The 22345-nt window shown below is 53.2% G+C and carries 19 protein-coding genes; 4 read left to right on the forward strand and 15 right to left on the reverse strand.

The genetic code is table 11. The features are described 5' to 3' along the window. Positions 1 to 181: 181 nt before the first annotated feature. The 3 genes from PCI15_RS17850 to PCI15_RS17860 form a co-directional block, all read right to left on the reverse strand. Positions 182 to 2101 carry a TRAP transporter permease gene (locus PCI15_RS17850; protein ID WP_271271278.1) on the reverse strand — a complete coding sequence of 640 codons (1920 nt, stop codon included), beginning with the start codon at positions 2099 to 2101 and terminating at the stop codon, positions 182 to 184. Between the two features lie 153 nt (positions 2102 to 2254). After that, positions 2255 to 3226, reverse strand: coding sequence for a TAXI family TRAP transporter solute-binding subunit (locus tag PCI15_RS17855; RefSeq protein WP_271271279.1), 972 nt, complete (start codon positions 3224 to 3226; stop codon positions 2255 to 2257). Between the two features lie 371 nt (positions 3227 to 3597). Next, on the reverse strand, positions 3598 to 4296 hold the full coding sequence (locus PCI15_RS17860) for a GntR family transcriptional regulator (protein ID WP_271271280.1): 699 nt from the start codon (positions 4294 to 4296) through the stop codon (positions 3598 to 3600). A 242-nt stretch (positions 4297 to 4538) separates the two neighbouring features. On the opposite strand from PCI15_RS17860, the gene PCI15_RS17865 reads away from it, so the two are divergent. Continuing rightward, entirely contained in the window at positions 4539 to 5399 is an 861-nt protein-coding gene (locus tag PCI15_RS17865) for a DUF547 domain-containing protein (protein ID WP_271271281.1), read from the forward strand. A 63-nt stretch (positions 5400 to 5462) separates the two neighbouring features. On the opposite strand, the gene PCI15_RS17870 is transcribed toward PCI15_RS17865, so the two are convergent. The 3 genes from PCI15_RS17870 to PCI15_RS17880 are packed head-to-tail and all read right to left on the reverse strand — an operon-like array spanning position 5463 to position 8066. Beyond that, positions 5463 to 6353, reverse strand: coding sequence for an NAD(P)-dependent oxidoreductase (locus tag PCI15_RS17870; protein WP_271271282.1), 891 nt, complete (start codon positions 6351 to 6353; stop codon positions 5463 to 5465). A gap of 23 nt (positions 6354 to 6376) precedes the next feature. Further along, positions 6377 to 7114, reverse strand: coding sequence for a class II aldolase/adducin family protein (locus PCI15_RS17875; RefSeq protein WP_271271283.1), 738 nt, complete (start codon positions 7112 to 7114; stop codon positions 6377 to 6379). Between the two features lie 7 nt (positions 7115 to 7121). After that, positions 7122 to 8066 carry a 2-hydroxyacid dehydrogenase gene (locus tag PCI15_RS17880; RefSeq protein ID WP_271271284.1) on the reverse strand — a complete coding sequence of 315 codons (945 nt, stop codon included), beginning with the start codon at positions 8064 to 8066 and terminating at the stop codon, positions 7122 to 7124. A gap of 214 nt (positions 8067 to 8280) precedes the next feature. Between PCI15_RS17880 and PCI15_RS17885 the strand changes: the two genes are divergently transcribed. From PCI15_RS17885 to PCI15_RS17895, 3 genes are all read left to right on the forward strand, one after another. Beyond that, on the forward strand, positions 8281 to 9033 hold the full coding sequence (locus PCI15_RS17885) for a sulfite exporter TauE/SafE family protein (protein ID WP_271271285.1): 753 nt from the start codon (positions 8281 to 8283) through the stop codon (positions 9031 to 9033). 307 nt (positions 9034 to 9340) lie between these two features. Then, entirely contained in the window at positions 9341 to 10909 is a 1569-nt protein-coding gene (locus PCI15_RS17890) for a trimethylamine methyltransferase family protein (protein ID WP_271271286.1), read from the forward strand. A 341-nt stretch (positions 10910 to 11250) separates the two neighbouring features. Beyond that, entirely contained in the window at positions 11251 to 12234 is a 984-nt protein-coding gene (locus PCI15_RS17895; protein ID WP_271271287.1) for a GlxA family transcriptional regulator, read from the forward strand. Positions 12235 to 12335: 101 nt separating this feature from the next. Here PCI15_RS17895 and PCI15_RS17900 read toward each other — a convergent pair whose 3' ends face one another. The 9 genes from PCI15_RS17900 to PCI15_RS17940 form a co-directional block, all read right to left on the reverse strand. Then, a complete protein-coding gene (locus PCI15_RS17900; RefSeq protein ID WP_271271288.1) occupies positions 12336 to 12719 on the reverse strand; it encodes a 3D domain-containing protein in 384 nt (127 codons plus the stop codon). Between the two features lie 164 nt (positions 12720 to 12883). Then, entirely contained in the window at positions 12884 to 14980 is a 2097-nt protein-coding gene (locus PCI15_RS17905) for an ASKHA domain-containing protein (RefSeq protein ID WP_271271289.1), read from the reverse strand. Beyond that, entirely contained in the window at positions 14943 to 15842 is a 900-nt protein-coding gene (locus PCI15_RS17910) for a dihydropteroate synthase (RefSeq protein WP_271271290.1), read from the reverse strand. The genes PCI15_RS17905 and PCI15_RS17910 overlap by 38 nt, the downstream gene beginning before the upstream one ends. A gap of 193 nt (positions 15843 to 16035) precedes the next feature. Next, entirely contained in the window at positions 16036 to 16596 is a 561-nt protein-coding gene (locus PCI15_RS17915; RefSeq protein WP_271271291.1) for a DUF1638 domain-containing protein, read from the reverse strand. 193 nt (positions 16597 to 16789) lie between these two features. Then, a complete protein-coding gene (locus PCI15_RS17920; protein WP_271271292.1) occupies positions 16790 to 17491 on the reverse strand; it encodes a cobalamin B12-binding domain-containing protein in 702 nt (233 codons plus the stop codon). Between the two features lie 518 nt (positions 17492 to 18009). Then, on the reverse strand, positions 18010 to 18720 hold the full coding sequence (locus PCI15_RS17925; RefSeq protein ID WP_271271293.1) for a glutathione S-transferase family protein: 711 nt from the start codon (positions 18718 to 18720) through the stop codon (positions 18010 to 18012). Between the two features lie 110 nt (positions 18721 to 18830). Continuing rightward, positions 18831 to 19520, reverse strand: a complete 690-nt coding sequence (locus PCI15_RS17930) for a hypothetical protein (RefSeq protein WP_271271294.1) — start codon at positions 19518 to 19520, stop codon at positions 18831 to 18833. Positions 19521 to 19553: 33 nt separating this feature from the next. Then, positions 19554 to 21602 (reverse strand): hydantoinase/oxoprolinase N-terminal domain-containing protein, encoded by a 2049-nt coding sequence (locus PCI15_RS17935; RefSeq protein WP_271271295.1) that lies wholly within the window; start codon positions 21600 to 21602, stop codon positions 19554 to 19556. Between the two features lie 161 nt (positions 21603 to 21763). After that, positions 21764 to 22075 carry a DUF1289 domain-containing protein gene (locus PCI15_RS17940; RefSeq protein WP_271271296.1) on the reverse strand — a complete coding sequence of 104 codons (312 nt, stop codon included), beginning with the start codon at positions 22073 to 22075 and terminating at the stop codon, positions 21764 to 21766. Between the last annotated feature and the right edge of the window lie 270 nt (positions 22076 to 22345).

A 22345-nucleotide genomic window follows, 5' to 3' on the forward strand; every position in this document is an offset into this window, starting at 1 on the left:
TAACAGCCACCAGCGTCCAAGCATAAACCGCAATATGCTGATAATTAAGCCCCACTCAATACAATAAACGGTGCCCACTCCACAGCTTTTCCTATTCAGAAAACGGTCAGCTCCGGCAAGCAGTTGCAGACAAAAAAAAGCCCTCATACAGAGGGCTTGTTACTAAAAGGAAAAACAACTGTCAGGAAACAGCCTCTGCCCGGGAAGCCCGGCTTTTTGAAAACAGATACAGCAGCAGGAATACCCCCAGCACAGCAGCATCACGCAGATACACATCAATCCAGGAGAACAGCGCGATACCGATACCTAAGCCAATTAACAACAGCCGGGCCAGAATATTCAGATGGCTGGAGAAATAGCCGGCTATTCCCGCTGCCAGCAATGACAACCCGCCGACAATGGCCGTCAGATGGGCAATGATGCTGATAAAACTGCCTTCCATGCGCATTTCCGGCACAAACAGATAACTGAAGCCCACCACATAACCGGCAATCGCCATCCGCGAAGCATGCAAGCCGGTAAGCAACGGATTACAGCGGGCAATAGACGCCGCCGCATATGAAGCAATGGATACCGGTGGTGTAGCATCCGCCAGAATGGCAAAGTAGAAAATAAACATATGCGCAGCCAGCACCGGCGCACCGAATTCATTAATCAGCAACGGCGCACCGATTGCCGAGGTAATCACGTACGCAGGCGTCGTCGGCACCCCCATGCCCATTATCAGCGTGACAAACATCAGCGCAATAGCCGCCACCCACATCTGGCCGTTGGCAATATCAGTCACAATGGAACCGATAGAAACAACCAGACCGGTTTTCGTCAGCACCGCAACAATGATACCGGCACCGGCACAGGCCACGGCAATGGTCACGGTATTACGCCCGGCCGTCACCAGCACATCAAACAGCTTCTTAGGGCTGAACCGCTCCGAGGTCAGGGTAACCACGACCAGCGTGGCTATAATCGAATACAGGGCCGACATATGCGGAGAATAACGCAACATCAGCAACACGATTAATACCACGATAGGAATCAGCAGATAGAGTTTTTTCAGCACTTCGGCCGTGGTTGGCAGCTCGCTGGCATCCATCCCTTTCAGACCATGCTTACGGGCTTCAAAATGCACTGATACGAAAATAAGTGTAAAGAAACACAACGAACCTAATATAGCCGCGACAATGATTTCACTGTACGGCGTATTGGTAATTTCCGACATGATGAAGGCCCCTGCCCCCATGATCGGCGGCGCGCTCTGACCACCCACACTGGCGGCGGTTTCAATGCCGCCGGCAACCTGCGGCCGGAAACCGATACGCTTCATCATCGGAATGGTAAACGAGCCGGTGGTAAATACGTTGGCCGAGGCAGAGCCACTCATGGTGCCAAAGAATGCCGAGGTCACCACTGCAACCTTCGCCGGACCACCGCTGTAACGGCCGGCAATCAGTTGTCCGCCCTGGGTGAATAACTTACCCACACCGCTGGCTTCCATGAACGCACCATAGGCAATAAAGATCGCCACCATAGTCGCCGCGATGCCGGTAATCGAGCCAAACATGCCCTGGCCGTTAAACAGGTAAAGGGTTTCAATAATTTCGTAATACGGCATATCCCGGTAATTAAAGATGCCGGGCATATACTCGGTCAGAAACAGATAACTGATCCCAACGGTAACCAGCCCCGCCAAAATCGGCGATACCGAACGGCGCAGGGCTTCCAGCAACAGCACCGTTGCCAGCGTGCCCATCCACAGCTCAACCGGCAGCACTTCATCAATGCCTTCCAGACGCAGGTTGATCCGGTCGGCTTCAAGCCAGGAATACAGAAAAGGCAAAATCGACAGGATAAACAGCACGATTGCCGTTGGCCCGGGAATAAAAGGATGATCCACACTGACCTGATTGCGCCGGCGCGGAAACATCAGAAACACCAGCGGCAGCATAAACATCAGATGCAGGGAACGCTGGGTCCGCGGCTCCAGAAATCCGATATAAGCGGTATAAAGATGGAAGACACTGGCCGCAAATGCCCACAGCGCAATAAATCGCAGCATCCAGACAGCATAACGGCTGTCCGGCGCAGTCAGATTAGAAAACATAACATCACCCTAAAGCGTACCCGTTGACCGTGCCATTATACCGCTTAACAGCATAAACCGGCGGTGTGGTTGCACGGAGGAATCAACAGACGGTGGAGATAAAACGGCCGGGCAAATACCCGGCCGCAAACAGGTTATGCATAGGCTGCCCCCTTACATGTAACCCGCTTCTTTGTAGTACTTGGCAGCACCCGGATGAACCGGAGCCGGCGCATTCTTGAATGCGGTGGCACAATCAAACGCCTTCATGGAAGCATGAATGCTGGACAATTTAGCGTTATTCTCACACAGGGTTTTAGTCACCTTATACACCGTGTCTTCGCTAACATTTTTACCTACCAGCAAAGTCGTCGCCATTTTAATGGTATTGGCCGCTGCCACACCTTCATAGGTATCAGCAGGAATCGTACCGTTAAGGAAACCGTACTTTTCGTTCAGGCCTTTCAGGGTTTTGTCTGAGAAGTTCACCAGATGCATCTTACGGGCCTGACCCATATCGATCATTGCAGCACCCGGCAGGCCCTGACCGCCGAAGACGTAATCAACCTGACCGTCTTTGAACTGGGAGCTCATCTCGCTGAAGTTACCGTGGTTAATCTTGAAGCCCCGGTCTTTCAGGTCATCGTAGCTGGTGCCAAACTGTTCCATCATCCAGCGGAACGCCTGCTCACCGGAAGAGCCACGCTTAACAACCGCAATGTTTACGTCTTTACCGTTCTTCAGCAGGTCTTCAATGGAATTATATTTAGCATTCTCGCTGGCCACCATGTGGTAGAAAATATCCGAGAAGCTCATGCCAACCATCATCAGGTTTTCATGGGGCTTGTTGTTATACAGCACCACACCTTTGCTGGCCTGATACGAAAAAGTGTCCAGACCCCAGCCAAACTGGCTGATGCCACGGTCAATCTTGGTCGGGTTCGTGGTACCACCACCCGGTACAATTTTAAGGGTCAGATCAGGATAGGCATCTTTCACCAGGTTAGACACCCCGGACGCCATGGTGAACCAGCCGCCACCCAGCTGACCTGAGGTCCACTCCAGCACTTCAGCATTTGCGCTTACTGACACACCCAGCGCAATCGCCGCTGAACAAACTTGATTGAGTATTTTTTTTCTTATCATGGGTCTTCACCGTGTGGCGAGCTTTGCCCGGACAACACTTACTGCCCTGTCATGTCTGCCATTGTCATCGCAGACAGGTAAGCACTGTCACGCTGCAAAATCTCTGTCGTTGTTATTAGAATCTTTCGTATTTAAAACTGTATACAGAAAAAAATATAACACTATATACCAAAGTTTCTCAATCCCTGATCCCTTTCACAGGCAATATAAAACAGCTGATAAATAAGCCTGGAACAGTACAGACGAATCTGACTGCCAAAAACAGCAAAATGGTGAAAACGTCTAACGGAAGCGGTCTGTCAGCGGGAACTGATTCAGATAAGCAGAGATACAGCGCATGCAGGCTGAGCAGCCTGCATGCCTGAAAAAGATTACTCGATGGGCATCTGGCCAGTGTAGATCAGCCCGTAAGCCTGACGGATAGACACTGAAATTTCTTCCCGGCGACGGCTGACATGCTCACCAATCAAGCTGACAGCCTCTTCTTCATTGCGGGCCACAACCGCTTCAACAATGCGCTTATGGCTCGGCTCAAAGACCTTCTCAGAGGTAACATCTATCCAGCGCATAAAATAAATCCGCTGATTAACATTACACAGGGCATTAACAATCTCTTCGTTATCCGACAACCGTGCCAGGGTTTCATGAAACTTCTGGTCAATCTTCAGATTAGAGACGGTTTTATCCTGCTGGTAAATCCCGTGTATACCGGCATAAAAGTCAGCAAATTCCTGCAACTGCTCATCGGTTGCCCGGCGGCACGCCAGCCGCACCGCCTGTTCTTCAAGTAACTGCCGGTATTCGTACAGATCAAATACTTCTTTTTCATCCAGTTCGCGGCAAAAGAAACCTTTATTCCGTTCCCAGCGTAATAACTTTTCAGACACCAGTTGCTGCATGGCTTCGCGCAGCGGGGTACGGCTGACATCCAGCTGTTTGGCCAGCTTGCCCTCGTTGATCCGCTCACCAGGGCGAAACTGAAACTTGATCGCCATATTACTGACGCGCTGGTAGATAGACTCTTTGATATCTGCTGACGGCTGCTTCGCCGTGGTTGAATCCGTTGACATGCACTCTCGCTCGAACGTTACGTTCCGAATGGCTCAGCTGCAGTTGTTATATGTAATGCTGTTCTACGCAACCGGAACCCGATAACTTTTTTGCTAAAATACCACACTTGGCTACAGGACAAAGGAATTATTTACATCCTCCGGGTATAAGCAAATGCCTTAAAAATCCAGCCTGTGGGTGAACTTCCCCACCGGTTTCAGTGACCCAGTCTATGAATCCGCACTGATCTGAGGAACCCACTTTGGCCACATACTCCCGCAACCGGCTGACACAATTGCTGCCTTTTATACTGAGCCTTCTGTTGCTTGGCCTGAACTCCGGCCAGGTGCAGGCGGCGCCCAAAGCAGAACTCTGGCCATTATGGCAACCGACAGTTGCCACCGGGCAGTCCGCTGTACCGGACTTTAAACACTGGGAAAACTTCCTCAGTCAGTATGTTCGCAGGTATGCCGACGGTCTGAACCGGGTGGATTACGCCAGCGTCACCCCGGCAGATAAAGCACAGTTAAAAGCCCTGCTGGAACAACTGTCCACCACAGACCCGCGGGGCTGGGGGCCGGCCACCCAAAAAACCTTCTGGATAAATACCTATAATCTGGCGGTGGTTTCACTGGTGCTGGATCACTATCCGCTGGATTCAATCCGGGATATACGCCTGAGTTTCAGCAGCCTGTTTAACGGTGGCCCCTGGGAAGATAAGACCCTCAGTGTCACCGGCCAGGAATTGTCTCTGAATGATATTGAACACCGCATCCTGCGCCCCATATGGCCGGACCGCCGGCTGCACTTTGCCCTGAACTGCGCCAGTGTTGGCTGCCCTAATCTGGCCACACAGATTTACCGGGTGGAGACGCTGGATCAGCAACTGGATGCTGCCGAACAGGACTTCCTGCGCAATAACCGGGCGGTTTTATGGCAGCCCGGTTCAAACACTCTGCAGCTTTCCAGCATCTTTAACTGGTATCAGGTTGATTTTGCCGCGAACGAAAACCAGTTGCTCGATTACCTGCAGCAACAGGGCGCAGTCAGCCCCGGGATCCTCAGCACACCGGACCTGAAGATCAGTTATGACTACAACTGGAACCTCAACACTGACAGCTGACAAAAAAGCCCGTTATGCCAGACCGCACCGGCAGGCATAACGGGCTTGCCGATACAGATTCGCTCAGCGCAGCACCTGACCGCTGCGCTCCTCCAGCAAACGGACCACATTCAGGTGCGGCACCTGCGGCCCATAGGCATCAATGGCTTGCTGATAGGTCGCATAGACTTTATCCGCTAACGCCAGCTCCACATTCAGGTGGCTGCCCAGCTCGGTAATCAGACGCATATCCTTGGTAGCAAGGCCCAGCGCAAAGGACTCATCATAGCTGCCATCCAGTACTTTCGGGATATAGTTATCCACCACATAACTCTGGGCACAACTGTGACTCAGCACATCGCTCAGGGTATGCAAATCCAGCCCGGCCTTAGCGCCCAGCATTAAGGCTTCACCGATACCCTGTGCCACCAGATAATTCAGATGCAACTGGCTGAGCTTAGTCACATAGCCAGCCCCGGCAGGCCCCATACGGACAGCTTTTTGGGTAAAACTGGCCAGTACATCCTGATAGGGCAGCAGCGCTTCAGGCTCTGCCCCCAACAACATCGTCAGCCGGCCTTGCGCCGCCCCTTCACTCCCGCCGGTGACCGGTGCGTCAATCAGGATCATATGCGCCGGTGCCCCCGCCAGCACCTGTTGCCATTGCGCCAGTTCGTTGGTGCTGGTTTCAAACCAGCAACAACCTTCCCGGGCGTTCTCCAGAATGCCGTCCGGACCAAATGCCACTTCATTCACCTGAACCGCGCTGGGTAACGAGGTAAACAGTACGTCACAGTCAGTAGCCATCCGGGCAACCGACTCTCCGTCTGCAGCGCCTTTATCCACTAACCGCTGTACGGCGGCAGGATTAAGATCCAGCACCTGTAATTCATATCCATTCCCGCGACAGTGTTCCAACAGGTTTGCCGCCATACCTGAGCCCATATTGCCCAGACCAATGAAGCCTATTTTCATAGCCTTTTACCTGTATCACCCGGTTACTGTTTGTAAGATGGATCCAGCCGGTCGCACTTGCGCAGCAGTGCCGGCCATTCATACTTACCCGGCGGGAAAGCTTCGTACTGTTTGGATGCTTTTTCCCACAGCTCGGTCGGGCCGGGGTCCAGCTCATAACCGGAAGCCGTCGCCTGCAGGGCAACTTCACACAGCCGCACCAGATAATACATATTCATAAAACACTCACCGGCGGTGGCACCTACCGTCAGAAAACCGTGATTTCGCATCACCAGACAGCTGTTATCCCCCAGGTTTTCAGCAATCCGGAAGCGCTCATCCGGATCAACCGACAGGCCTTCCCAGTCGTGGAAGCCAACTTTGCCGTACAACATTGAAGAATCCTGAATCAGAAACGGCAGCTCTTTAAATGCGGTGGCCGCACTGGCGGATTTAGGATGGGCATGGAACACAAAACGGTTATCTTTATGGCTGTCACTCAGGTGAACCGCACCGTGAATGATAAAACCGGCAGTGTTCACATCTTCCGGACCTTCCAGCACATTGCCCTCTTCATCCACTTTGATCAGGTTAGACGCACAAACCTCATCGTAATAGAGACCAAAACGGTGCATATAAAAGTGATGATCAGAACCGGGCACCCGGGCGGTGATATGGTTCCAGATGGTGTCATCCCAGCCAAAATAATGGGTCAGACGGAACATGGCTGCCAGATCAATCCGCACCTGTTCCTGTTGCTGTTCCAATGTCAGTTCGCTCATAGTCATCTCACATTTTATTGTTATCGGTGAACCGGCCGGGCTGATGCAGCGGAAACGGCTGCCCGCCCTGCTCAATTCTGTGAATATTGTCTACCACCAGTTTAGCCGCCGACCGGGCATAGGTTGCGCCGGACATATGGGGAGTAATATGAATATCAGGGTGATGCCACAGAGGAGACTCCGCGGGTAAAGGTTCGGTAGAGAAAGCGTCCAGCACGGCCTGTGATAACCGCCCGCAGGCCAGTGCATCAATCACATCGGTATCCACCAGCACTTCCCCCCGGCTGATATTGACCAGCACGGCACCGTCAGGCAGTAGCCGCAACAGACTGGCATCAATCATATGACGGGTATCAGGGGTTAGCGGCAAACAGTTAATGATCACATCTGCCTGCGGCAGTGCCAGCGGTAAATCACCGCCACCGTAACACTCCACCCCCGCTAACGCTGCCTGATTCCGGTCCCAGCCCAGCACCTGGTAGCCGTTTGCGGCAAGGCGGCTGGCCACCGTTTTTCCTACCATCCCCAGCCCCAGCACCAGCACCCTAAACTCATCACTGGCACACAGGTTATGCCGCTCCCAATGTGCCTGGCTTTGCTGCTGTGCATAGAGCCCGAAACGCCGGTGAAAATGTAATACCCAGTACAACGCATAGCGGGCCATATCCTCCAGCACCTGTGGATCAACCAGCCGCAGCACAGGGACATCCGGTGTTGCCGGATCGGCATCCAGCGCTTCAGTACCGGCACCCAGCAGGTGTATCGCTTTCAGGTTGGGATACCCGGCAAGATCGCCCGGCGGGTGATCCCATACCAGTGCATATTCAACCTGCTGACGGCGGGCCGGTGTCATATCCGATAACAGATAGACCTGTTGTTCAGGTAACAGCTCCGCCAGTGCGGCCTGCCAGCTGGCATTGTCATAACCATGGTTGTTCAGCAGAATTGCCATGCCCTTTCCCATCAGCGGTGAAAACATCTTAGTGACTATTTTCTGCACCTGACTTCAGAAGTAAAACGAATAATACAGCTGACTAATATCGAATAATTCGATGCGAGATTATGCGTTTCCCCGACAGATCACGTGTAAATGCTGGCACTGCGGTTCCCCCTGGCTTAGTATCAGCGCATTGTTTACTTCACATTCCCGAGCCGGTTATGCACAGATGCTGACTGATCCCCTGTTCTACCTGGCAGCCATTCCGGCTGTACTGATCGTTGGCATATCCAAGGGCGGCTTTGGCGGCTCACTGGGTATGATTGCTGTGCCCATGCTTACCCTCACGGTTGCCTCTCCTGTCGCCGCAGCCATCATGCTGCCAATTCTGTTCGCCATGGACATTCAGGCCCTGTGGCGTTTCCGGCAGCACTTTGACAAACGCAATCTGCAAATCCTGCTACCGGCAGCGGCAGTGGGAATCGGCATCGGTACGCTGAGCTTTCAGCATTTAAGTGACAACCATCTGAAACTGATTATCGGGGTAACGTCCCTGCTGTTCTGTGGCAATGCCCTCCTGCACGCCCTGCGTAAACAAACCCCGGCTCCCCGTTCGGCGCATTTTGGACGCGGTGCTTTCTGGGGCACCCTGGCCGGTTTTACCAGCTTCAGCATCCATGCCGGCGGGCCGCCGCTGAGTTTTTACCTGCTACCCCAACGGCTTAATAAAACCGTTTTTGTCACCACCAGTATTATTTTCTTTACCTGTGTAAACGGTATGAAACTGATTCCCTATTCAATGCTCGGGCTGTTCAGTAGCCAGCACCTGCTCACCTCTCTTGTGCTGATGCCGCTGGCGATTGCCGGGGTAAGACTCGGCACCCGGTTACACCATGTGCTGGATGCTGACCTCTTTTACCGCTTTTGTTACTTCTTCCTGTTTATTGTTGGCCTGAAACTCACCGCTGAAGCGTTGATGTAACCGCCTGCACAAAAACGACATATTCACCTAAACCGGTCTGATCCCTACAGAAATCAGGCTTTTGGCGGAGCATTTTATTTCGTAATAGTGCTACTCCTGGTCGTCTGTGGGATAGACAATGACGCGCTCAAACACGAGCATGTCGCGATCAGGTCAGCCCGTAACCGGGTCGCAAACCATACTCCCGCTTAAGATATGAAATTTCTAGATAGCTGACATAACCCGCCCTAATGCGCCATTTAATGCCTGCACGGTGAAGGCATGTCAGCTCACGTAATCCAGCATAATCCGAATTTGGAGTAAATACATGAGCGATTCAGAAGGCCCAGTTAAAGCACGTAAAAGTCGTCGTGGTGGAGGCCGTGCGGGTCGTCGTGCTGCAGGAGGTGCTCCGGCAGAGATCGTACCGTACATCACCCGTAACATTCCTTACTACGAAGTGCTTGATGAAGAAGGCCTGGCGCTGATCGAAGCCAACGCTGAAACAATTCTTGAAGAAGTCGGCATTGAATTCCGTGATGACGAAGAAGCGCTGCAGATCTGGCGTGATGCCGGTGCCACCGTTGAAGGCGAACTGGTTAAGTTCCCTAAAGGCATGTGTCGTTCAATCATTCAGGCGTCTGCTCCGAGCGAGTACGTTCACCATGCACGTAACCCTGCCCGTAACGTAGTGGTTGGCGGTAAGAACACTGCATTCGTTCCGGCTTACGGTTCTCCGTTCGTATACGACATGGACAAAGGCCGCCGTTACGCGACCATCGAAGACTTCCAGAACTTCGTAAAACTGGCCTACATGGCACCCAGCCTGCACCTGTCCGGCGGTACCATCTGTGAGCCTGTTGACCTGCCGGTAAACAAGCGTCACTTCGACATGCTGTACACGCACATGAAATACTCCGACAAGCCATTCATGGGATCTGTAACTGCCCCTGAGCGTGCTCAGGACAGTGTCGATATGTGTAAGATCCTGTTTGGCGACGATTTCTACGATGAAAACGGCAAGCCAAAGACCTTCATGACCAGCCTGATCAACGCCAACTCGCCGATGACGTTCGATGACACCATGCTGGGTGCCGCTAAAGTATACGCGCGTAACAACCAGGCATGTGTGGTAACACCTTTCATCCTGGCCGGCGCAATGTCTCCGGTAACGGTTGCCGGTACTGCCGCACAGACTCTGGCTGAAGCGATGGCAGGTATGGCCTTCGTACAGCTGGTTGCACCGGGTGCACCGGTTGTGATGGGTAGCTTCGCAAGCTCCATTTCTATGCAGTCAGGTGCACCGACCTTCGGTACCCCTGAACCGGCACTGGTTCTTTACATCATGGCTAACCTGGCACGCCGTCTGGGTGTACCCTTCCGTTCCGGTGGTGGCTTCTGCGGCTCCAAGATCCCTGATGCCCAGGCCGCATCTGAAGCAGCCAATACTCTGGTACCAACCACGCTGGCCGGTGTTAACTTTGCACTGCACACTGCAGGCTGGCTGGAAGGCGGTCTGGCAATGGGCTACGAGAAGTTCGTCATGGATGCCGATCAGGCTGGTATGATGTGCACCCTGCTGAAAGGTGTGGATCTGTCTGAAAACGGTCAGGCGCTGGACGCTATCCGTGAAGTAGGTCCGGGTAACCACTTCCTGGGCTGTGCGCACACTCAGGCTAACTTCAAGACTGCGTTCTACCTGTCACCGCTGACCGACAACAACAGCTTTGAACAGTGGGAATCTGAAGGCTCCAAGACCATGGAACAGCGTGCCAACGCTTACTGGAAGAAGCAGCTGTCTGAATACCAGGCGCCGGAAATTGATCCTGCAGTCGATCAGGCACTGATTGACTACATGGAACGCCGTAAGGCTGAGTTCCCGGACTCTAACATCTAAGTAACCGTCTGAAACTGTTGCTGCCAACGCCGCGCCGGTCACCGACCCGCGCGGCGTTTTTATATGACAGGTACAGCGAAAGCTAAACAGCCGGCTTGCCTGCAGTTTTTCTCATGGCGTCATCAAAAAGTCTTATCTTAACAATGTCGTTTTTAGTTGCATCTGACCGCCAAACCATAGTTAACTTGCCTAAATGCGCCACCCCGTCGACAAGGGTGAAACAAAAGATAATACTAGCGCACCGCCTTCCCCAACCCACATACCAAATAAAACAAAATGTGGCTTTTTAAGCCATACTGGGGAATAGCAACAATTTGACTTGTTCGGTTAGAGAGGCACGCATGACATCTGAACAATACCCCGACACACTGACTCGTTTCGGCTTCTTGTTGGTATCCAAATACTCAATGATTGCGATCAGTTCTGCAATCGAACCCTTACGTATGGCAAACCGCCTGCTGGGCAAAAATCTGTTCACCTGGACCATCATTACCGCCGACGGTAATCCGGAACCGGCCAGTAACGACCTGATGCTGGCAGCCGACTGCGGCTTTAATGACATTCCTGAGCTGGATATAGTTTTTGTCTGCTCAGGGGTGGATGTAAACGGTGTGTATAACACTGATATTCAAAAGGTCCTGCACAACCTGGCCCGTAAAAAGGTCATTCTGGGGGGCCTGTGTACCGGCACATACCTGCTGGCCCGCTCCGGCCTGATGGATGGCTATCGTGGTACCGTACACTGGGAAAACATTGCCAGTATGCGGGAAGAGTTTCAGCAGATGCAGATCAGCGACGAACTCTATGAAATCGACCGCGACCGCTTCACCTGCGCCGGTGGCAGCGCGCCGATGGACATGATGCTGAAGCTGATCGCCGACTCTCAGGGCAGCAAGCTGTCAGCCAATATTTCAGAACAGTTCATGTGTGACCGCATCCGTGGCCGGCATGACCGCCAGCGTACCCCGCTGCAGGCCCACCTGGGTTCCGGTCAGCCAAAACTGATCGAAGCGGTTACCCTGATGGAAGCCAATATCGAAGAGCCGATGAGTGTCGATGAACTGGCTAAACTGGTGGGCATCTCCCGCCGCCAGCTGGAGCGCCTGTTCCAGAAACACCTGAACTGCGTCCCTACCCGGTACTATATGGATCTGCGCCTGAATTGCGCCCGCCGCCTGTTACTGCAGACCGATAAATCCATCGTGGACGTCTCTCTGGCCTGCGGCTTTGTATCAGCCCCGCATTTCAGCAAATGCTACCGTGATTTCTTCGGCATCCCGCCACGGGGTGAGCGCCATCTGAAACAGGCCAGCAACAGTAAATAATCTCACTCAACGGATCTGATCTGCCGGACAGGATGTCCGAAAACCTCTTTCTCCCCTTCCTCTCAACACACACTTCCGGCGACAGCCGCTCAGAAATACCTTCAGTCATTTTCCTTCCAGAAAATCGTCACTTTCCGCTTCCCCCATTGCAGGGCTTTTTTACGGTCTTCACCCATATAAATATCAATCTTCTTCTCCCAGCGCCGGTTCATTTTATCCAGCACCCGGTACTCCCCTTCAAGGCCTTCAATCCTCACTATTGTCTTATGCGTCAGCCCCGCCGCGATTAAATCCCGGGAGACAGCAATAGACTTCATGCCAGGCTTTAAAGTATCCCCCCAGGCCGCCAGAGAAGGCGTACTGTCCGTTTCTCCGGGGGTGGACGTGTACGCAGTCGCCGTAACTTCCATTGAGCTCTCACCGTTACTGCAGCCGCTCAGCATGAAGAGCAGCACTCCGGTCAACAGGCCTGTCCAAAATCTCATGTTCGTTCTCTTATTTACCCTTAAGTCCGTATACCCTGACAGCCTTCAGACAGATTTGTTTATCCCCCGCAAAACTGTTCATAGCAGCAACACTTTATAACAGGCAAAAAAAAACGCCGTCTTAACGGACGGCGTTTTCTGTTACAGACTGTTTATCTGCATGATCACTCAGCTTCAGCTGCCGGACGTGGCTTAGCCCGACGACGGCCACGGGTACGCCCGCCTCCCGCCTGGGTATCAACCACTTTGCGTTCAGGCAGACTCACCGCCTTGCTCAGCTCAGCAAAATCATCGCTGCCGTGTGGCAGTGCCATGGCCGCGACGAAGTGATCCTGGAATTTAGCTTCCAGTGCCGTTTCGATCTTCTCAACACGGCGCAGTACCCGTTCGATTTCATCACGCTTGAAGCGATCCAGCAGCGCAATGCGCGCACCGGTACCGGCAGCGTTACCGATCGGGCCAACGTTTTCCAGATCACAGTCCGGGATCAGACCCAGGATCATGGCGTACTTAACGTCAATGTGAGAACCGAACGCACCGGCCAGACCGATCTTATCAACCGTTTTCACACCGAAGTGATCCATCAGCAGACGGATACCGGCATACAGCGCAGCTTTCGCCAGCTGAATCGCCCGCACATCATTCTGCGTGATCGCCAGAGTCTTCTCACCTTCGTGCAACACATAAGAGAAGGTACGGCCTTCAGGGATGACCCGGGATGACTTCTCAGCCATAGCAGGATCAACCACACCGTTAACATCCAGAATGCCTGCCAGGAACATTTCCGCGATGACTTCGATAATGCCGGAGCCACAGATACCGCTTACCCCGGTCTTTGCGACACTTTCAGCAAAACCTTCTTCATCGGACCACAGCTCGCTGCCGATTACCCGGAAACGCGGTTCCAGCGTTTCAGGATCGATACGTACCCGCTCAATAGCACCGGACGCTGCACGCTGACCACAGCTGATCTGCGCACCTTCAAAAGCCGGACCTGTCGGGCTGGAAGCAGCCAGCAGACGGTCTTTGTTACCCAGTACGATTTCAGCGTTGGTTCCCACGTCAACCAGCAGGGTAACGTCATCAACCATATCCGGACGCTCCGCCAGGATAACACCGGCAGTGTCCGCGCCAATGTGACCGGCAATACACGGCAGAATAAATGCCCGTGCCTGCGGATGCATTTCCAGATCCAGCTCTGCAGCTTTCAGGGAAACCGCCCAGTCAGTCGCCAGCGCGAATGGCGCAGAGCCTAACGGGGTCGGATCAATGCCCAGCAGCAAGTGATGCATGATCGGGTTACAGACGATGGTGATTTCCAGCAGATCTTCTACCGGTACGCCGGCTTTTTTCGCCGCCTGCGCCGCCAGTTCGGATAAAGCTTCACGTACCACCCGGCACATGTCTTTATCACCACCTTCATTCATCATCACATAGGAAACACGGCTCATCAGATCTTCGCCGAAACGGATCTGAGGATTCATTACCGACGCTGAAGACACCACATCACCGGTGGTCATATCGCACATATGTGCGGCCACAGTGGTGGAGCCCAGGTCGACAGCCAGGCCATAAATTTTGTCTTTCTTACCTTTCCAGACAGCGACAATGTCCGCCTGTTCATCATCGTGATGGTGAACCGCCACGGTGATTTCGCGGGTTTCGCTTTCCAGCGCAGGTTGCAGCTGCTGAATCACAGCCAGTTCAGCATTCGCATGCGGAACATCGAACTGTTCGAACAGCCCCTGCTGCAAACGGCGCAGATCAGAAGCAGGTTCGTGCATATTCGGAGGGGTAACAGTCAGGGTATAAAGTTTCACTGCCGGATCGAGACGAATGTCGATGTTGGCCGCTTCTTTAACGATATGCTGTTGGTGCATCTGACTCTCAGATGGTACATCAATAACCATATCGCCAAGAATTTGTGCCGAACAACCCAGACGACGGCCCTTGAGCAGCATCTTCTGGAACTTTCGTTTCTCGGTTTCAACCTGAGATGGCGGGGTAATATTTTCCGCCAAAGAAGAGATGCCGTGCTTGGAAAACTCGCCGACACTCTGTTGAATCTGACAACGGCCGCAGATACCACGGCCGCCACAGCTTGACTCCAGATCAACCCCAAGCTGCTGAGCAGCCTGGAGGATTGAAGTCCCGGTAGGAAACTCGCCGCGCAGCCCGGTAGGGGTAAATACTACCGTCGCCATCTCAGCGGTCTTCTCTACATTAGGCACGGCGACGACGACCACCGGCACGACGACCACGACCTTCACCTTCAGCAGGCGCTTCGCGGAAACGCTTGATCCAGTTAGCGCAATCCGGGTCACGGCCCATCATAACGTCTGCACCCAGAGTAGAGGCAATGATCTCGTCATGCATTGGGTTAGCAATTGCAGAGGTCATACCCGCCTGGATAGCCATAGACAGGAACGCACCGTTTACACCGTTACGGTTTGGCAAGCCGAAAGAAATGTTAGACGCACCACAGGTAGTGTTCACTTTCAGCTCAGTACGCAGACGGTGAATCAGTTTAAATACCTGAACACCTGAAGAGTTGATTGCACCGATAGGCATAACCAGCGGGTCAACTACAACGTCGCACGCCGGGATGCCGTAATCAGCAGCACGCTCAACGATCTTCTTAGCCACTTCAAAACGTACGTCAGGATCCTGAGAGATACCGGTTTCGTCGTTCGAGATCGCAACAACAGCTGCACCGTGCTTCTTAACCAGCGGCAGTACACGTTCCATCTGCTCGTCTTCACCGGTTACAGAGTTAACCAGCGCCTTACCCTGGTAAACGTTCAGGCCGGCTTCCAGTGCTTCAACGATAGAAGAGTCGATACACAGTGGCATGTCAGTGAAACCCTGAATCAGCTGAATAACTTCAGCCAGAATACGTGGCTCATCCGCCAGAGGGATACCTGCGTTAACATCCAGAATGTGCGCACCGGCAGCAATCTGAGCTTTCGCATCAGCTTCTACACGGCTGTAATCACCTTCTTTCATTTCCGCAGCCAGGACTTTACGACCGGTCGGGTTGATGCGCTCACCAATGATGGTAAACGGGCGCTCGAAACCGATGACGGCTTCTCGGGTAGCGGAACTGATAATAGTATCGGTCATCTTGCAAATATCTCCTGGGATAATTTTTAGACTGTCGGGTCCGGGCGCCTCGCCATCAAAAAAATGCCCGACAGTTAATTGTAAAGCCGCAATCACGGCATCATTCACACGATCAGCAAACAGCTTTTGGCTACCTGCTATTCAGCCAGCTCAGTCGAACCGACCAGCCAGATCCGCATACGGAACCTGACAGTTAATCTTTCAGCTCCACCGCGATACGCTGGTTAAAGCTTAGCAGCGCGTCACCCAGAACACCGGTGCCGCCATAATAATATTCGTATTCCAGACCCAGCTTATCAGCCGCCTGCCTGGCCATCTCCTGTAGCTTGGGATCGTTTGTCTGGGCAATATAGAGGAGTTTTTTGTAGTGTCCGAAGTACATCGGCATCAGCTCAGGCTTATCTTCAAGCCCCATGCCGCGGATCACTAACCGGTCAAAATGACGGGTAAGAAAGTCGGTCAGGTAAAACGTACCCAGTTCCGCTTCATTAAATTGCTCAAAGATTTCACCGCCACTGAAGAATTCGTAGCAATGACTTCCCGGCACCCGTTCAACCCCTTCTGCTTCCAGCATGGCATCCAGCTGTCCGCCAGTACCACAGTCACCATAAGCAACGAAGATCTCCTGATCTTTTGACTTGGCAATATCGATCAGGTGTTTAACTGCCCCGGTAATCTGCTCGGGGTAGTTATGCAACTCAGCAGTAATACACTGCGGCTGCAGATGTTCCCAGCCATTTGCTTTGGAAATCATGGTGATCTCCCTGAGCAGGGCGGAACAGGTAATAACAACTGCCGGTGCGTCTGGCTGATTGGCGCTGGTTTCAATTACCTTTTCAAATGAACTGGTAAAATCATCAACCCGGTTAGCCCGTCTCGCTGGCCTACGACTGGTCCTTCTCGTCCGCATCGCAAAGCCCTCCGGCAGTTTTTTACTTCACAGAAACTTATGCAGCGCGCTTGGCTGCAATCATTTCTTTCGCCATATCAACAGCAACCGCTGCGTCACGGCAGTAACCACATGCACCCACTGCATCGCCGAATTCCTGGTTCAGCGGCGCGCCACCTACCAGTACGATGAAGTCGTCACGGATGCCTTTCTCTTTCATGGTGTCAATAACGACTTTCATGTAAGGCATTGTGGTTGTCAGCAGTGCAGACATACCCAGGATATCCGGCTTGTGCTCTTCCAGAGCCGCCAGGTAATCTTCAACAGGGATGTTGATACCGATGTCGATTACTTCAAAACCGGCACCTTCCATCATCATCGCTACCAGGTTCTTACCGATATCATGGATATCACCCTTAACGGTACCAATAACCATTTTACCCACAGACTCAGCACCGGTTTCAGCCAGCAGAGGACGCAGGATAGCCATGCCGCCCTTCATTGCGTTTGCTGCAGACAGTACTTCAGGTACGAACAGAATGCCGTCACGGAAGTCAACACCGACGATAGTCATACCACCAACCAGTGCTTCGTTCAGCACACGGTCAGGGGCCCAGCCACGTTCCAGGAAGATTTCAGTTGCTTCAACAACTTCTTCCATCAGACCGTTGTACAGGTCATCGTGACACTGTTCTACCAGCTCATCATCGGGCAGCGTGGACAGATCAAGTTCTTCATCATCATAGTATTCTTCAGACATTCAGCTAACCCCAATAACATTAGTTTTTTAGTATGTATCAGACCTTCTCTGAGGTCTGAATTTATATATTCATGTTGCCCAGTACTGAGCCAGGTGCTCCGGTACTGTTAACTGTTTCCGGCAATCCTGTTGTAAGGATAAAACCAAGACCCGATTTTGTAACATTTTCTGCGTAGCATCCTGACAAGAAAAACGCTTTTTCGTGTCATAAAACGACCTGCGCAAATAGCCATGTGACTCAAACAGGCAAATCAGTCGGCAATATAAGGGCTAAGAGTAGGTTCACAGCTGTGCTGCTGCTAATATTTTCGCGACACAAAGTTACTGGAAAGCGACACAGAAAGTCGCACCCATTTTTGGCTGAAAAATGCACGAAATAAAGCAGCGTAAAAGCGACACTTTATGATCTGCAACCGACTACCCAAACCTGCTCCTGAGCGTATCCAAACATCTGTTTTTCGCTGTATTTTTCGCTTTTGCACCGGACCTGCCCCAAAGACAGGCTCCGCCGCAGCACCTCAGCCGGTAATCATCGCCGGGGGTAAATCCGGCGGATCGGGATAGCGCAGTAACCCGCCAAAAACCGACTGATCGGCAATGCTTCTGGAGACGGCGGGCAACTGCTCCATGCGGATCAGAAAGTCGTTCAGCGCAGGCAGACTCAGCAGCTGCTCTGCATCAATTGCCTGCCCCTGCGGATACAGAACTGACCAGCGCGCCAGCCCCGCCAGATAAAAATCACAGACCGACAACGCTTCATCCAGCAACCAACCCCCGGAGGAATGTTTCTCTAATTCATCATTCAGCAATGAAAAATGCCCGAATACCCGTGCTTTGATTTTACTCAGAAAAGCGTCCGGCGAAGTCCCCTCCGGCCGGTACCGGTCAGAATAAAACTGCACCCGCAGATCCGCATGTAAGGTATTGGAGAGATAGAACATCCACTGCAGACAGCGTGAATATGCCCGCGCATTCCCGGTCGCCGGTACCAGGCGGCCATACTTCTGCCCCAGATACAGTGCAATGGCTGCGGTTTCAAATACGGCATGCTCACCGTCCACCAGCGTGGGTATCAGCCCCTGAGGGTTAAGCGCCAGGTAACTGTCGCTGCGATGCTCCCCCTGCCCCCGGCTCAGCCAGCAAAGCTCATAGGGCGCATCCAGCTGCTCCAGAATCATCTGAATTACAAGGTTGGCGCTGTCCGGCGCACTGTATAGTTGATAACTCACTGCTATTCCTCCCTAAAACACCAGTCACTCCAGCAGAATACTGGCTGCTTATATCCGCATCTGTCCCTGATGCGAATCCGGAGATAGTCAGTTGCGACCCGCAACGCAGATCAGTCGGTATTTACCCGCACAAAGACTTCCGTATGAAAAGCTGCCTGCGCAGCAGGATAGAGATATTCTTCCCCGACCGGACAGGCCCGCCGGGCTGCGCAACCATAATGATTACAGGGGTGATCCGGCTCAGCGGCCAGAAACGCAGCACAGGTTTTATAGAGATACTCCTGGCCGGTAAATGCACCGACCGGGCAGGCAGAGAGACAGGGCTTTTCGCAGCCACCACAGGGCGCTGCAGACGCAAATGCATCAGCCGTCACCTCAGCAGAAACCGCTTCAGTATCAGACGTCAGCAAGGCAAAACGGTAAGCATGCCAGAGCCCGTAACGGGGGTGCAGTGCCATTCCCAGCGGGGAACTGTGACAGGCCCGGGCGCGTTTAGCCCAGGTGACAAACGGCCAGTGCGGCGGGCCACCAAACGGAAACAACGGCGTGACACCGAAGACATCAGCCAGTTGCTCAGCAACCCGCTGACTCCAGCGGTCCAGCGGATTATCCTCACCGTCGGCATACTCTGCAGAGGCGCTGAATACCGGCCACATTTCCTGGCCGGCATTGCCAATCAGTAACAATTGCCGGGCGACAGAGCCCCCGGGCAATGCCGGTAACCGGTCTTCTTCGTCGACCTCCAGCACCCCCAGTATTTTCAGTCCCAGCTCAGCAACCTGCTGTTGCAGATCGGACATACGCACCTCCGCCGGCCCTCACGCCGGATGAATTTATGCGCTGCAGGCCTCCGGAGACTCCGGCAGGTCCAGCACATTACAGTCAGGGCGGCCGCTGGCTGTGGCAGTAATCTCACAGTCCAGGAACAGCTCCCCGTCGATATCATGCTTAATGTGGTTATCGCTGCGGCTCAGGGATATCTCGATCGATTCAGCGCCGGCTTCCTGCGCCAGACGGGTTGCCAGATCAGTCACCAGCTCTTCCGCACAGGTAACGGCTTTATCAAGATCACTGAACCGTTTCGGCTCACCCTGATGGTATAGGCAGAACACCCCGAAAGTCGGCTGAGAGATGGTCACGTGGGCGCGCTGCACCACCGATCCCATCACCGCACCGACGGCATTCGCTACATTGCCATGCTCCGGCAGATGCAGATCCAGACCGATCTTTTTCGCCACGCTCGGATAATAACTGGCAGCTGGCGCACCCACCGCCACCAGCGGATATCCACTGGCAAAGTCCACTTTAAACAGCGGGTTGCTGGACTCTTCTTTATTGCCGTCCAGTACCAGATCAGCCAGCAGACCGGCCAGGCTTTTCGCCTTGGCACCGCTCATCTTACCGGTCTGATGCAGGCCTGACTCAATCAGTACATGGCTGATCTTCTTGATCACCAGCTCATACACTTCCTTACACGGCGACAGGGCATCTCCCGGTGGCCAGGTGCCCATACCATAAAGATTGCGAAGCTGATTCGCCCAGATCTTAGCCGCAATTTCAGCGGTTTCTTTACACCAGTGGTCACTCAGCCCCAGTACATGGGATGCATCGGACGGGGTGAAACCACTGTAGATCGCCAGACCGGCCCGCTGCAGGCGCGCCAGTGCCCGGGCAAGATGGCGGTTTTCTTCCACCGCAGCATCCAGTTCGATCGGCCCTTCCCCCAGACGTTCCCAGGCGTAGGCCTCATCCGGTGTCAGATTCGCCAGCATTTCTTCATTGCTTTCCAGACGCATCACAAAGCGGTTGTTCCGGGCATTCGGATACGCATTCAGCTGGTGCAGCAAACGTTCTTTAACCCATGGATATTCTTTACCCAGCAGACACATTGGCACGACCCGGCGCGGGCCGATTGCAAAGCCTTCACTGGTACTGAATGCCACTTCACTGTCGCCGCCCAGGCCGATGGCATAAATACGCACCGCCTCAACCATAGGTTGCCAGTCGCCAACCCGGGCACCGTCAGAACACAGCTCAGGCTTACCATCTGTAACGATGGCGATATCGGTGGTCGTGCCGCCCATATCCGCCACAACTGCATTTTTCAGGCCACTTAAAGCACAGGCCCCCACCACACTGGCTGCCGGGCCGGATAGGACCGTCGCGACCGGCTGCAGCAAGGCCGTCTGGGTGTTGACCAGTGAGCCATCACCTTTCACGATCATCAGCGGCGCATCAATCTCGTGCTCACCGACAATCTGTTTCAGGGCGTTAATCAGCTTCTGGATGTAAGGCACCATCCGGGCATTCAGCACGGCTGTCAGCGCCCGCTGAGGTGCCCCCAGGCTACTGGCAAGCTCATGACCACAGGCCACCGGCTTACCGGATAATTCATTGACCAGATCCCGTAACTGAATCTCATGGCTGGCGTTCCGGGTGCCGAACATACTGGAAATAGCAAACGCAGAAACCTTGTCCCGCTGTTCCAGAATAAATTCCCGGGCCGCGTCAAGGTCCAGCGGTTCCGCTTCATCACCGGTTGCGCCGTGACCACCGGCCATCAACAGAGCGGCATCGTCACTGACCATATCCATCAGGCCGCTTTTATCGACCTGACTCTGGGTATAACCGGGCAACATCACACAAACCGGCGCTCCGTGTCCTTCCACCACCGAATTGGTGGTCAGGGTTGTGGACAGCGCAATCAGGGTGACATCCGTCAGATATTCTTTTGGCAGGCCAGAGATAGCATTGCCGATACCAATGGTCAGATCATGCCGTGTGGTCAGGCTTTTAAACGTTGCCACAATTTTATTCTGATCATTCATGATGACCGCATCGGTATACGTACCACCGGTATCAATACCTAAACGAAACGCCATAGTTTACCCCTGAAAAAATAGTCCATCCGGCGCATCACAGCCCGGCTGAAAACAGCCGCCGCCACGCAGGAATTCAAACAAAACGGATTGAACGCAGTGATGCCCTGGCATGCATCACTGACAAAGAAAATATCGTGACCAAAAGGATTAAGCGTTAGCGCTTACACTTTTAACCGGCGATTACGGCCACGGCGGCCACTGGCACCACCTGCAGCACGTTCAGCCTTACGCCGCTCCAGCAACTCAGAAACCCGGCCCTTCAGCTCGGTTTCAAGTGTGGTTTTTTGGGTGGCATCGAACATCTGCCAGTCATCAATTTCAACTTGTGTACGACCGCAACCGAAGCACCAGCCGGTATCGCCATCTGCGACACACACGCCCATGCAGGGTGTCATCTCTGCTTCAGCAATCAACTGCTCATCAGATTTCAGTTCACCGTCGGCTTCAGCGATCATTGCCTCATCGATTTTCATTATAATTATCTCTTGTAACACAGCATTAAAACGGCAATAGGCCATAGAACGTTTTTATCAGCCGGCATCACCAGGCTGACAAGCTTCTAGATACCTCAATAATAATAGCAAAGCAAGATGCCGCAGGGGGCGTGTCGCTTAAGCGTTTAGAGAGGTCACAAAAAGCAAAGAAAATACCCTGAAAAACCCTGCATACATAAAGGAAATACGGCGTAAACAGGCAGGAATACGACAACCGGCATGATCGGCAGCAGCAAGGCTATTTTGCCT

The sequence above is a fragment of the Aliamphritea hakodatensis genome (assembly GCF_024347195.1).
Classification (GTDB): Bacteria; Pseudomonadota; Gammaproteobacteria; order Pseudomonadales; family Balneatricaceae; genus Amphritea; species Amphritea hakodatensis.

Bases quoted from the DNA above. Each gene is read 5' to 3' on its own strand.
- PCI15_RS17850 (WP_271271278.1), bottom strand. From the start codon at position 2,101: ATGTTTTCTAATCTGACTGCGCCGGACAGCCGTTATGCTGTCTGGATG.
- PCI15_RS17855 (WP_271271279.1), bottom strand. From the start codon at position 3,226: ATGATAAGAAAAAAAATACTCAATCAAGTTTGTTCAGCGGCGATTGCG.
- PCI15_RS17860 (WP_271271280.1), bottom strand. From the start codon at position 4,296: ATGTCAACGGATTCAACCACGGCGAAGCAGCCGTCAGCAGATATCAAA.
- PCI15_RS17870 (WP_271271282.1), bottom strand. From the start codon at position 6,353: ATGAAAATAGGCTTCATTGGTCTGGGCAATATGGGCTCAGGTATGGCG.
- PCI15_RS17875 (WP_271271283.1), bottom strand. From the start codon at position 7,114: ATGAGCGAACTGACATTGGAACAGCAACAGGAACAGGTGCGGATTGAT.
- PCI15_RS17880 (WP_271271284.1), bottom strand. From the start codon at position 8,066: ATGGCAATTCTGCTGAACAACCATGGTTATGACAATGCCAGCTGGCAG.
- PCI15_RS17885 (WP_271271285.1), top strand. From the start codon at position 8,281: ATGCTGACTGATCCCCTGTTCTACCTGGCAGCCATTCCGGCTGTACTG.
- PCI15_RS17890 (WP_271271286.1), top strand. From the start codon at position 9,341: ATGAGCGATTCAGAAGGCCCAGTTAAAGCACGTAAAAGTCGTCGTGGT.
- PCI15_RS17895 (WP_271271287.1), top strand. From the start codon at position 11,251: ATGACATCTGAACAATACCCCGACACACTGACTCGTTTCGGCTTCTTG.
- PCI15_RS17900 (WP_271271288.1), bottom strand. From the start codon at position 12,719: ATGAGATTTTGGACAGGCCTGTTGACCGGAGTGCTGCTCTTCATGCTG.
- PCI15_RS17910 (WP_271271290.1), bottom strand. From the start codon at position 15,842: ATGACCGATACTATTATCAGTTCCGCTACCCGAGAAGCCGTCATCGGT.
- PCI15_RS17915 (WP_271271291.1), bottom strand. From the start codon at position 16,596: ATGATTTCCAAAGCAAATGGCTGGGAACATCTGCAGCCGCAGTGTATT.
- PCI15_RS17920 (WP_271271292.1), bottom strand. From the start codon at position 17,491: ATGTCTGAAGAATACTATGATGATGAAGAACTTGATCTGTCCACGCTG.
- PCI15_RS17930 (WP_271271294.1), bottom strand. From the start codon at position 19,520: ATGTCCGATCTGCAACAGCAGGTTGCTGAGCTGGGACTGAAAATACTG.
- PCI15_RS17935 (WP_271271295.1), bottom strand. From the start codon at position 21,602: ATGGCGTTTCGTTTAGGTATTGATACCGGTGGTACGTATACCGATGCG.
- PCI15_RS17940 (WP_271271296.1), bottom strand. From the start codon at position 22,075: ATGAAAATCGATGAGGCAATGATCGCTGAAGCCGACGGTGAACTGAAA.